This is a genomic window from Segatella sinensis (assembly GCF_040095255.1).
GTDB classification, from domain to species: domain Bacteria; phylum Bacteroidota; class Bacteroidia; order Bacteroidales; family Bacteroidaceae; genus Prevotella; species Prevotella sinensis.
Window position 1 is genome coordinate 1 of record NZ_JBBNGE010000045.1, and the last position, 12,361, is coordinate 12,361.

Annotated in this window: 12 protein-coding genes; 10 read left to right on the plus strand and 2 right to left on the minus strand. The window is 43.9% G+C overall.

Going from position 1 to position 12,361, the window contains the following annotated elements; all coding sequences use genetic code 11:
• The first annotated feature begins 199 nt into the window (after positions 1-199).
• The 10 genes from AAAT87_RS11565 (at position 200) to AAAT87_RS11610 (ending at position 9,739) form a co-directional block, all read left to right on the plus strand.
• Positions 200-517 carry a T9SS type A sorting domain-containing protein gene (locus AAAT87_RS11565; protein ID WP_349226501.1) on the plus strand — a complete coding sequence of 106 codons (318 nt, stop codon included), beginning with the start codon at positions 200-202 and terminating at the stop codon, positions 515-517.
• A 33-nt stretch (positions 518-550) separates the two neighbouring features.
• Positions 551-2,104 carry a L,D-transpeptidase family protein gene (locus tag AAAT87_RS11570; RefSeq protein ID WP_349226502.1) on the plus strand — a complete coding sequence of 518 codons (1,554 nt, stop codon included), beginning with the start codon at positions 551-553 and terminating at the stop codon, positions 2,102-2,104.
• Between the two features lie 60 nt (positions 2,105-2,164).
• Positions 2,165-2,710 carry an RNA polymerase sigma factor gene (locus AAAT87_RS11575; protein ID WP_295023283.1) on the plus strand — a complete coding sequence of 182 codons (546 nt, stop codon included), beginning with the start codon at positions 2,165-2,167 and terminating at the stop codon, positions 2,708-2,710.
• Between the two features lie 54 nt (positions 2,711-2,764).
• Positions 2,765-3,196: a hypothetical protein gene (locus tag AAAT87_RS11580; RefSeq protein WP_295023285.1), complete on the plus strand. Its 432-nt coding sequence runs from the start codon at positions 2,765-2,767 to the stop codon at positions 3,194-3,196.
• Positions 3,197-3,245: 49 nt separating this feature from the next.
• On the plus strand, positions 3,246-3,728 hold the full coding sequence (locus AAAT87_RS11585; protein WP_298532375.1) for a hypothetical protein: 483 nt from the start codon (positions 3,246-3,248) through the stop codon (positions 3,726-3,728).
• Between the two features lie 116 nt (positions 3,729-3,844).
• Positions 3,845-5,602 (plus strand): aspartate--tRNA ligase, encoded by a 1,758-nt coding sequence (aspS, locus tag AAAT87_RS11590; protein ID WP_349226503.1) that lies wholly within the window; start codon positions 3,845-3,847, stop codon positions 5,600-5,602.
• A 180-nt stretch (positions 5,603-5,782) separates the two neighbouring features.
• A complete protein-coding gene (locus tag AAAT87_RS11595) occupies positions 5,783-6,097 on the plus strand; it encodes a winged helix-turn-helix domain-containing protein (RefSeq protein ID WP_117663552.1) in 315 nt (104 codons plus the stop codon).
• Positions 6,098-6,254: 157 nt separating this feature from the next.
• Positions 6,255-6,599 (plus strand): hypothetical protein, encoded by a 345-nt coding sequence (locus AAAT87_RS11600; RefSeq protein ID WP_254950676.1) that lies wholly within the window; start codon positions 6,255-6,257, stop codon positions 6,597-6,599.
• 431 nt (positions 6,600-7,030) lie between these two features.
• A complete protein-coding gene (locus tag AAAT87_RS11605; RefSeq protein ID WP_089543341.1) occupies positions 7,031-8,518 on the plus strand; it encodes a xylulokinase in 1,488 nt (495 codons plus the stop codon).
• 150 nt (positions 8,519-8,668) lie between these two features.
• Positions 8,669-9,739, plus strand: a complete 1,071-nt coding sequence (locus tag AAAT87_RS11610) for a mannose-1-phosphate guanylyltransferase (protein ID WP_349226504.1) — start codon at positions 8,669-8,671, stop codon at positions 9,737-9,739.
• Between the two features lie 90 nt (positions 9,740-9,829).
• Here AAAT87_RS11610 and AAAT87_RS11615 read toward each other — a convergent pair whose 3' ends face one another.
• Both AAAT87_RS11615 and AAAT87_RS11620 read right to left on the minus strand, forming a co-directional pair.
• A complete protein-coding gene (locus tag AAAT87_RS11615) occupies positions 9,830-10,471 on the minus strand; it encodes a DedA family protein (protein ID WP_427865472.1) in 642 nt (213 codons plus the stop codon).
• A gap of 14 nt (positions 10,472-10,485) precedes the next feature.
• On the minus strand, positions 10,486-12,204 hold the full coding sequence (locus AAAT87_RS11620; RefSeq protein ID WP_295024250.1) for a glutamine--tRNA ligase/YqeY domain fusion protein: 1,719 nt from the start codon (positions 12,202-12,204) through the stop codon (positions 10,486-10,488).
• Between the last annotated feature and the right edge of the window lie 157 nt (positions 12,205-12,361).

Genomic DNA, 12,361 nt, shown 5'->3' on the forward strand with positions numbered 1-12,361 from the left:
CTAAATTCAATGCAATTCTTGCTGTAGTACAACAGTAAGACGATTACTCATGCCCATAGGGGTGCTGAGTAGTTACGAATTATGTAATTACGGTTAAATATATATAAAAAGAAGGAACTTGGCATCTGGAATGATGGCAGGTTCCTTCTTTTTTTATATCTTTGCAGGAAAGTATTTTTTTACGTAAAAGAGCAGGAGTATGAATAAAAGTATACTTACCATATTGATGATGCCATGCATGATGTTTGCTGTGCCTATGGTTTCTTCGGCACGGACAGGTGCTGAGGAAATGATAGACATGGACGTGCAGAAGATTTCCTTGACTTATTCCGGAGGCGTGATGCATATCACCGGAGCCAACAGTCAGATAGTTACCATCTACAATCTGGCTGGTGTTGCCGTGAAGTCTTTCAGGGTAGAGGGACAGGACAAGCGCTTTAACCTTTCTCTCTCTGATGGTGTCTATATCATCAAGGTAGGAGCCTCCTTTACGAGAAAGATTCTGGTTAGACGTTAACTGTTGACTTCTTTTATCATTCATATACGTTTCGTGAAAATACTTAGAATTTTGCCATTCCTGCTCTGTTGGGGCATTCTGTCGTGTAAGCAGCATGAACCCAACGAAAATCAGAACTTGACGTTGGAATACTATCAGGAGCTGGTGAACCCAAACTATACAATCAATTCCAAAAAGGTAAGGAGATTGATGGATAGCTTGATGAACAATGATTCGGGTTCTACTGTTGCCGACTTGCATACCAAGAGATATTATCGCAATCATGGAGGGTTCCTTTGGGTTGACCGCCATGGAATAGATCATCGTGCAGATACGCTGCTGACCTATCTGCAGAAGGTGGATGAAATGGGATTCAAGACTAAGCATTTCTATGTGAATCAGATTACTCAAGATCTGGAAAGACTCCACAGCTTGAATCTGGGGGATGGCAACGAGGATATCAACCATGTGATGGCTCGTCTGGAATACAGGCTTACCAAGTCGTATTTGAGATATGTAGGCGGTCAGAGATTTGGATTCGTCAATCCTTCATTCGTCCTGAATCGTCTGGACAGCATTGCTCCCAATCCATACGATTCCATCAAGCGGGCTGTGAGATACCGTGGCCTTTTTGATGTGAAGATGCAGCATGCCAGTGATGCTTTTTTTCATCTTGCTCTTCAGCAGTTGAGAAGTAAGGTGGATGTTGATGGCGAAGAAACTGAGAAAAGCAGATTGGCGGCATTCTTGAAGGATGTTCAGCCAAAGTCTCCTTTCTATTATACGTTGCAGGAAAAATTGAAGTCGGAAGGTCTTGACAGAAATCAGAGAATGAAGATTCTTGTGAACATGGAGAGATGCCGGTGGAGGGAGGCTGACAGTCCTGCCAGACATAAGAAGTATGTGCTGGTTAATATACCATCTTTTCATCTTTATGCCATAGATGAGCAGGATACGCTTGCGATGAAGATTGGATGTGGCTCTACCAAGACCAAAACTCCGATACTGAACAGTTATATCAAGCGGATGGATCTGAATCCGAAGTGGTTTGTGCCTCGCAGCATCATGGTCAAGGATATGGTGCATCATGCAGGGAATCCGGCTTACTTCAATGCGCGCAATTACTATATCTCAGATCGTTCGACAGGTGAGGAAGTGAATCCGGCTCAGGTTACAAGAACCATGTTGCTTTCCGGTAAATATGGTGTGGTTCAGCGTGGTGGAAAGGGAAATTCGTTGGGAAGAATCATTTTCCGTTTCGACAATAACTTCTCCGTCTATCTGCACGACACATCGAGTCAGGCTGTTTTCAGCCGGGAAGACAGAGACGTTTCGCATGGATGCATAAGGGTAGAGAAGCCTTTCGAACTCGCTAAATTCCTGCTTCATGAGAAAAACGAAAAGCTTATCCAGAGAATCAACTATTCGATGACAGCCGATTCTCTTAAGATTAAGAAATTAGTGGTCGGGTCTGTAAAGGTGGAACCGCAGATTCCGCTCTTCATCACGTATTACACGCTTTATCCATTTGCCAAGGGCGTGGTAAGCTATCCCGATGTCTATGGATTTGATGGTGTGATATTCGAGCATTTGAGGAAATATTTGTAGCCGGGAATGTAGGCTAATATTAGAAATTAAAGAATTAGTATTATTAAATAGAAAAACTTCATGATACTCAGTGATTCTGAACTGGTAGAGATGCTTCGGGAACCACGCACCCGGCGAGAAGGATTCGCAGTGCTGGTTAAGCAGTATAGTGAAAAACTATACTGGAAGGTGCGTCGTATCGTGCTCAGTCATGAAGATGCTAATGATGTTCTTCAGAATGTATTCATCAAGGTATGGAGTAATCTGCAGAATTTTCAGGGAAAGTCTTCGCTTTCTACCTGGCTTTATCGTATTGCTGTCAATGAATCACTCGATTTCCTGAGAAAACAAAAACTGGCAGATAAAGTAAGTACTGATGAAGATGATTCCGTGGCATCCAGATTGATGAGCGACGAGTATTTTGATGGTGATGAAGTACAGACCAGGTTACAGGAAGCGGTGGCAAGATTGCCTGAAGTGCAGAGGACGGTTTTTAATCTTAAATATTTTGAGGAAATGAAGTATTCTGAAATTAGTCAGATCCTCAATACCAGTGAAGGTGCACTGAAAGCTTCTTATCATCTGGCAGTGAAAAAAATAACAGAATATTTGCATCTGTTTGATTAAACCTTATGAGATGTAAATCGTCTATTCAAATAAAAGAAGAAAGGATATTGCAATATGATGAACGAAGAGAAAAAAATAAATGATATTTTCGGCAAGGAAAACCATTTCAAGGTTCCTGAAGGTTATTTCGATAACTTTGCAGAACAGATGATGGCAAAGATTCCTGAGCAGGAAATTGATACTCCTGAAGTAACTGATAAGAACCGTCAGGAGAATAAGGCTAAGTTCGTGCATTTAAGCCTCTGGAGACGTTTACCTCTCAGAAAGATAGCTGCCGTCTTAGCCGTGACTGCTATGTTGGGTGGCGGTGTGCTTTACCAGCTTCAACAGGCAGAGAAGAAGCATCATGCATTGGCGCATAAAGAAACTCCAGCCATTGAGACTTCACACGTCACAGACGGGGATGATGCAGCCTTTGAGCAGATGGCTGATTATACAATGATGGATAGTCAGGATTTCTATGCTCAACTTGTTGCGGAGAATTGATGTAGAATAGATTAAAAAAGACATATAGATGAAAGAAGATAATAACAGCATGCATAGAACAAGACATCTAATCCTGATTATTATGTCAATTCTTGTGATGACCATGATGGGGCTGACCTGTTATGCCGGGAACTCCCAGACTCAGCGTCCGCCATTTGACCCGAAGCGTTTTGAGGCAGAATTGGAGCAGTATATCACAATCCATGCGAGCCTCACTCCGCAGGAAGCAAGTAAGTTCTTCCCGGTTTACCGCCAGATGATGAAGAAGATGCGTTCTTGTTTTGATGAGATGCGTAGGTATCATTTTGTCAATCCGGCAGACGAGAAAGGTTGTGCTGAGGCTATCCGCCGCCAGGATGAGTTGGATATCGAGATGAAGCAGTTGCAGCAGGAATATCATAATCGGTTTATGTATATCCTGCCAGCCAGCAAGGTGCTTCAGGTCATCAAGGCAGAAGAGAAGTTCCATCGTCAGGCGTTTAAGAGAGCCAGACAGTGGCACCAAAATCACCCTAAGCATGTGAAAAGATAATGTATAAAGTCGCAAAGGTGTTATTTATAGTAACATTTTTGCGATTTTATTTTGTTGTTTCCCCAAATTATAGTAACTTTGCACATCAGAAACAAAAATATATAATATAATAAGGTATGTACAGAACACAAACTTGTGGAGAGCTTCGTCTCTCTGATGCTGGCAAGGAAGTTACACTTGCCGGATGGGTACAGCGCTCAAGAAAGATGGGTGGTATGACATTCGTTGACTTGCGCGACCGTTATGGTATCACACAGTTGGTTTTCAACGAGGCAAATGATAAGGCCTTGTGTGATGCTGCCAATAAGCTGGGGCGTGAATATTGCATCCAGATCAAGGGTACAGTTAGTGAGCGACAGAGCAAGAATCCTAAAATGGATACTGGTGATATTGAAATCCTGGTAAAGGAGCTGAATGTGCTCTCTCTGAGTCAGACTCCTCCTTTCACTATCGAAGATAATACTGATGGCGGTGATGATATTCGCATGAAGTATCGCTATCTCGATTTGCGCCGTCCTGCGGTTCGCAAGAATTTGGAGTTGCGTCATCGTATGTGTATCTTGATTCGCAACTTCCTCGATTCACAGAACTTCATGGAGGTTGAAACTCCTATCCTCATCGGTAGTACACCAGAAGGTGCTCGCGACTTCGTAGTTCCTTCTCGTATGAATCCTGGTCAGTTCTATGCTCTTCCACAGAGCCCTCAGACTTTGAAGCAGCTCCTGATGGTAGCAGGTTTCGACCGCTACTTCCAGATTGCCAAGTGCTTCCGTGATGAGGACCTCCGTGCAGACCGTCAGCCTGAGTTTACTCAGATCGACTGCGAGATGAGCTTCGTAGATCAGGACGATGTTATCGATCTTTTCGAGGAAATGGCTCGCCATCTCTTCAAGGAGATTCGTGGTGTAGAGCTTCCTAAGCTGGAGCAGATGACATGGCATGAGGCTATGCGCCGTTTCGGTAGCGATAAGCCAGACCTTCGCTTCGGCATGGAGTTTGTAGAGTTGAAGGATGCTTTCACTGGCAAGGGTAACTTTTCTGTATTCGATGAGGCTAAATATATTGGTGGTATCTGTGTTCCTGGTTGTGCTGACTATAGCCGCAAGCAGTTGAACGAGTTGACCGACTTCGTAAAGCGTCCACAGGTAGGTGCCAAGGGTTTGGTATATATCAAGTATAATGCAGATGGTACTGTGAAGAGTAGCATCGATAAGTTCTACTCTCCAGAGGAGCTTGCAGAAATCAAGACTGTAATGGGTGCTAACGATGGCGACCTCGTTTTGATTCTGAGCGGCGACAATGCCAATAAGACTCGTATCCAGCTTTGCTCTCTCCGTCTTGAGATGGGTGATCGTCTGGGCTTGCGTGACAAGAACGTGTTCAAGTGTCTTTGGATTATTGACTTCCCTCTCTTCGAGTGGAGTGATGAGGAGCAGCGCCTGATGGCAACCCATCATCCATTCACTATGCCAAATCCTGATGATATCCCATTGCTTGACGAGCATCCAGAGCAGGTTCGTGCCAAGGCATACGACTTCGTCTGCAATGGTATTGAAGTGGGTGGAGGTTCTCTCCGTATCCACGATACTCAGTTGCAGGAGAAGATGTTCGAGGTTCTCGGTTTCACGCCAGAGCGTGCTGAGGCTCAGTTTGGCTTCCTGATGAACGCCTTCAAGTATGGAGCACCACCTCACGCAGGTCTTGCTTTCGGTCTTGATCGCTTCGTGAGCATTATGGCTGGTCTCGACAGTATCCGCGACTGCATCGCATTCCCAAAGAACAATTCAGGTCGCGACGTGATGCTTGATGCTCCTTCAGAACTGGACCCAAAGCAGCTTGATGAGCTGGAGATTAAGCTTGATTTGAAGGATTAATTATAATTGCACTGCATTTTTCTTGATGTAAGTCAAGAAATGCGGTGCAACTTCTTGTGTACAAGCACTTTTCTGCTTTAAAATGCTAAAATTTAAATTATTTTTTTTAATTTTGCATCAGAATAATTAAGGAAATGCTTAAGAAACAAACATTTCTCAAAACAAATTATTACTAAAGACATGGTAGAAAAGAAAGCAACAACTAAGACAGCTGCCAAGAAGACAGCTACTAAGAAGGCTACAGCAGCAAAGACTGCTACAGCTACAAAGAAAACTTCTACAGCTAAGAAGGAAGTTATTTATTTGACTGCTGAGAACGCAGGTTTCCGTGCAGGTGATGTTTACCAGGCATTGGCAGCAGCAGAACAGTCTCTCTCTTTGGAGGAGATTGCTAAGCAGGCAAAGATTAGTGTTGAGGATGCTATCCTTGGTATTGGATGGCTCTTCAAAGAGGGTAAGATTAAGGAAGAGGACAACAAGGTAGCTCTCGCTTAAATAAGAACCTTAAGAGTCGCAGTTTCTTAATTTAGTGGAAGAAACTGCGGCTTTTCTGTTTTTTATTCACTTTTCTTCCTGTTTACTCTTCTTTCTGTTCACTTTCCTTTGTCTTTATTCAAATTTCTTTTCACCATAACCATCTAGCATTATTTAAATGAAATTAGAACAAGAAATATTCAACGTTTTGGTTCAAGCCGGCAGTCAAGGTCTCAAGTTGGAGAAGATTGTCCGTCATGTTTATAATTCTTGTAACTCGATTTTTACCCCTCTTGATTATAGATATGTGTATGGTTTTGTTTCTCAGTATCTTATTAAGAATTCCAAGAATCCAAGTTCTATCATAGAGAAAGGCAAGGGATATGGAGTGTATCGTATCAACTATAAGAGTTCGGCTATGCAGCAGCTGATGCTTGATTTCTCTTCTGCCTCTATACAGAAAGAGGAGGATGACTGCGAGAACAGCAAGCAATCGCAGGAACTTGATCTCTTTGGTAATTGATAGAAGTCTGGTAAGTTGTCTAACTAAGTTAGTTACGTTGTCTAACTAAGTTAGTTACGTTGTCTAACTAAGTTAGTTACGTTGTCTAACGAAGCTAGTTGAGTTGTTGTTAGAAGCAACGTAAGTCATCGAAAGGAGCAATAGAAGTTGTCCGAAGGAGCAATGGAAGTTGTCTGAAAGATTAATTCTTGTTTCCGGGGTCATAGTCTTTTCAAAGCACACAACAGCTGTTGTACGCTTGCACAACAGCTGATATGCGAGTGAAATACACCTGTTGGGCACCAACTTGATTTTTTTCGTTTTCCTGATGGGGGAATCTGTCAGTTTGTTCGTATTATAATTGTATGATGAATTATGGAATGAGCATTTCTATTAAATGCATTTCTATACTTTAGGTTTAGTAATAACAAACAATTTTAAATAACGGACATATGGCTAGAAGATATTTATTAGGTTTTGATGTTGGTTCAAGTTCTGTAAAGGCATCTCTTACAGATGTAGATAGTGGTGAGATTGTTGCTTCTGCATTCTATCCAGATCATGAAGCACCTATCATGGCAGTAAAGGCAGGATGGGCTGAACAGGATCCGCAAATGTGGTGGGACAATGCCAAGTTGGCTCTCAAGAAGATTATGGTGGAGTGTGGTGCCAAAGGTGAGGATATTCTTGCTATCGGTATTTCCTATCAGATGCATGGTCTGGTTTGTGTGGATAAGAACCAGCAGGTTCTGCGTCCATCTATCATCTGGTGCGATTCCCGTGCAGTTCCTTACGGCGAGAAAGCGTTCCATGATTTAGGTGAGGATCTCTGCTTGCGTAATCTGCTCAATTCTCCAGGTAACTTTACCGCTTCCAAACTGGCGTGGGTCAAGGAGAATGAACCTGAGCTTTTCGATAAGATAGATAAGATTATGCTCCCTGGTGATTATCTGGCAATGAAACTTTCTGGTGAGGCTCAGACTACTATCAGCGGACTTTCTGAGGGTATGATGTGGGACTTCAAGGCAAAGAAACCAGCCAAGTTCCTGCTTGATTATTTCGGATTCGATGAGAGTATGCTCGCAGATATTGTTCCTACCTTCTCTGTTCAGAGCGTAGTCTGCAAGGCTGCTGCCGAGGAACTTGGTCTGAAGGAGGGAACTCCTATCTCTTACCGTGCTGGTGACCAGCCGAATAATGCAGTCAGCCTGAACGTGTTCAATCCTGGTGAGATTGCCAGCACCGCAGGAACTTCCGGAGTAGTCTATGGTGTGCTCGGTGATGTCAATTACGATCCAAAGAGTCGTGTCAATACCTTCGCACATGTTAACTATACAACGGAACTCGACCGTCTGGGAGTGTTGCTCTGTATAAATGGTACTGGTATCCTGAATGCTTGGGTACATCGTAACATCACGCCTGATGTAAGCTATGCAGATATGAACGATATGGCAGCTGGTGTGCCTATTGGCAGCGACGGTGTGAAGATTATTCCTTTTGGAAATGGAGCAGAGCGCGTATTGGAAAATCGTGAAGTGGGCTGTTCTATTCGTGGCTTGAGCTTTACCAAGCATAATCGTGCCCATATCGTAAGAGCAGCACAGGAAGGCATCGTATTCAGTTTCTGCTATGGTATGGAGATCATGCAGCAGATGGGTATGGATATCAAGAAGGTTCATGCAGGAAAGGCAAACATGTTCCTCAGTCCTCTGTTCCGTGATACCCTGGCTGGTGTGAGTGGTGCAACCATTGAGCTTTACGAGACCGATGGTAGTGCTGGTGCTGCCAAGGGAGCTGGTATCGGAGCCGGAATCTATAAGGATCACGATGAGGCATTTGCATCTCTTAAGAAATTGGCGGTAATTGAGCCTGATGAGGCAAATCGCAGTGCTTATCTTGAGGCTTATGCTGACTGGAAAGCTGAACTTGGAAAGCTCTAAGTTTTGCATTGATACTGGGATACGGGAAGTGCTCGAATAACACGAGTTTTTTCAAAATATGGTAAAGGATGGAATAATTTTCCATCCTTTATTTGTTTAAACCAATTATTTTTATTACTTTTGCGGAATATTATATAAAAAGGTATAAATATGGCTCATAAAAATAATCATTTGGTAATTATGGCAGGTGGAGTAGGCAGTAGATTCTGGCCTATGAGTACCGTGGACAAGCCTAAGCAGTTTATTGATGTCTTAGGAACAGGTCGTACACTTTTACAGCTTACATTCGATCGTTTTGAGGGTGTCTGTGACCCGGAGAATGTTTGGGTAGTAACCAATAAAAAGTATGCAGCCTTGGTTCACGAGCAGTTGCCTGAAATCTCTGAGGGTAATATTCTGCAGGAACCATGCAGAAGAAACACAGCTCCTTGCATCGCCTATATCAGTTGGCGAATCAAGGAAAAGGATCCTTATGCAAATATTGTTGTATCACCTTCTGATCATATCGTTACCAATGCCAGCGAATTCAGAAGAGTGGTAACATCTGCCTTGAAGTTTACTGGTGAGACTGACAGCATTGTTACTTTGGGAATGAAGCCTACTCGCCCAGAGACAGGTTATGGCTATATTCAGGCAGATCTCCGTACCCCTTCAGCCCGTAACAAGGAAATCTTCCGTGTTGATCAGTTCAGGGAAAAACCAAATTTGGAGACAGCTACTCAATATGTTCAAGATAAGAGTTTCTTCTGGAATGCCGGTATCTTCGTGATGAGTGCCGCAACCATCGTCAATGCCTTCCGTGTTTACCAGCCAAGCATTGCCAAGATTTTCGAGAGCATGCGCAGTATTTATGGTACAGACAAGGAGCAGGCTGAAATTGATCTGCGTTATCCTGAATGCGAGAATATCTCTGTTGACTATGCTATCATGGAGAAAGCGGAGGAAATCTTCGTGATGCCTGCCGACTTTGGATGGAGTGACCTCGGTACATGGGGAAGCCTCCTGGCACAGAGCCATAAGGATATGTATGGCAATGCACTGATTGGAGATAATATCCTGATGGTGGAATCCAAGAACAATATCATTCATACCATGAATGAGAAGAAGGTTGTTATCCAGGGCCTGGATGGCTATATTGTTGCAGAGGAAGACGGAACATTGCTTATCTGCAAATTGTCTGAGGAACAGCGAATCAAGATTTTCTCAGGTAGTGAGAAGTAATGATTGATATCTATATATACAAAAAAACTCTCCATTGAAGGTTGAACCTCAATGGAGAGTTTTTTGTATATATGTGCTTCTGAAAGAAGTTTATTTTTTCTTGATACCCTTATAGGCAATAAAGGCTACGACGACTACAGCCAATGCTAAGATGACATAACCAATCTCGTGGCTATAGTGTACAGCCTGTTGATAAACGTCATGAGTTGTCTTATAATCGGTGTATTCGTAGATACCCCATCCGATGGTTGCCAAAACAGTGTTCCATACACCTGCACCGATAGTGGTGTAGAGCAGGAACTTGCCCACGTGCATTCCTGCCAATCCTGCAGGAATACTGATGAGCTGGCGAACGGCTGGCACCAATCTTCCAAAAATGGTAGAGGCTGCACCATGCTTGCGGAAATACTCCTCAGCTACTTCTACCTTTTGGCGGTCGATCAGGCACATGTGACCGATTCGGCTATCAGCAAAGCGGTAGATGATAGGGCGACCTACCCATTTAGCCAAATAGTAGTTGATGAGGGCACCCAGGTCTGCACCGATGGTAGCAAACACGATGACCAGAATAAACGACATTCCGCTGTTTGGATCCATGGCTTTCCATGCTGCAGGTGGAACAACCACCTCAGATGGGAAAGGAATGAAAGAGCTTTCGATTGCCATAAACAGCGCAACCACCCAATAATTCAAGTTATCCAGAATCCAAAGAAAAAGATCTGCAGTATTCATAATTATTAATTATATTACTTATTCTGCTTTGCCCAGGTATCCTTCAAGCCCACAGTCTTGTTGAATACTGGCTTCTCGTCTGTTGTGTCGAGATCAGCCATGAAGTAACCGATGCGCTGGAACTGGAGATACTCTCCCGGCTTCTTGGTTGCAGCATACTCCTCTACATAGCATTCCTTGAAATCGTGATAGCTCTCTGGGTTGAGCAATTCACGGAAGTCGCGCTCGTCAGCAGATGGGTTTTCGATGGCGAAGAGACGGTCGTACTCGCGTACTTCTGCCTTTACGCAGTGGTCAGCAGATACCCAGTGAAGAGTACCTTTTACCTTGCGGTTGGCACCTTCCATTCCGCTCTTGCTGATAGGGTCGTATTCAGCCTGAATCTCTGTGATGACACCGTTCTCGTCCTTGGTACAGCCTGTACACTTCACGATATAGGCATTCTTCAAGCGAACTTCCTTTCCAGGAGTCATACGGAAGAACTTCTTTGGAGCATCCTCCATAAAGTCGGCACGCTCAATCCAGAGGTTCTTTGAGAAGGTAATGGTATGTGTGCCATCTGCCTCGTTCTCTGGGTTATTGATTGCCTCCATCTCCTCGCTCTCACCCTCTGGATAATTGGTGATGACGAGTTTCACAGGGTCGAGTACGGCACTTACACGGCAAGCCTTCTTGTTCAAGTCCTCACGAACTGAAGCCTCCAGAAGAGCCATATCATTGAGGGCATCGAACTTGGTATAACCGATGCTGTCGATGAACATGCGGATACTCTCTGGTGAATAACCGCGGCGACGCATACCGCAAAGTGTAGGCATACGAGGATCGTCCCAGCCATTTACCAGATGCTCATCTACCAGAGTATGGAGCTTACGCTTGCTCATTACTGTATAAGTGAGGTTCAAGCGGTTGAACTCAATCTGGCGAGGACGGTTATCGTTCAATACGTCATCGCTGCCATCCATCTCCTTCAGGAAGTCGACGAACTTGTTGTAGAGTGGACGGTGAGGAACAAACTCCAAGGTACAGATAGAGTGGGTAACACCCTCGAAATAGTCGCTCTGTCCGTGTGCGAAGTCGTACATTGGATAAGCGTGCCACTTGGTACCTGTACGGTGGTGAGGAGTTTGGATGATGCGGTACATGATTGGGTCGCGGAAGTGCATGTTTGGATTAGCCATGTCAAGCTTCGCACGAAGTACCATGCTTCCTTCTACAGCCTCAGGAGTGTTCATTTGCTCGAAGAGGGCAAGGTTTTCCTCAATAGGACGGTCGCGATATGGGCTGGCAGTACCAGGGGTAGTAGGAGTACCCTTCTGGGCTGCAATTTCCTCAGCAGTCTGCTCGTCGACATAAGCATGTCCCTTCTTGATCATCCATACAGCAAACTCCCACAACTTCTCAAAGTAGTCTGAAGCATAATAGATGTTGCCCCACTTAAAGCCGAGCCACTGGATGTCTTGGAGGATATTTTCTACGTATTCGTTGTTTTCCTTACTTGGGTTGGTGTCATCAAATCTGAGGTTGCAGACACCCTTGTATTTTTCGGCTACACCGAAGTCCATGCAGATGGCCTTGGCATGACCGATGTGAAGGTAGCCGTTAGGCTCTGGTGGAAAACGGGTCTGGATTCGACCAGCGTTCTTACCTTCCTTGAGGTCTTCCTCAACCAACTGTTCTACGAAAGAGATGCTCTTTGTTTTCTCCTCGATTTTGTTTTCTTCATTAATTGCCATATTCTATAGAATTACTTTATTATTTTCTAAAACCAGTATTTTTCTCGTTTGATGGTGCAAAGATACAAATTTTATTATAAGTACGGAAATTCTTAGGCTCGAAATTTAAGAAGAAATGTAGGAAAGTAAGAAAATATGTTTTCTGAGGGGGAAAATA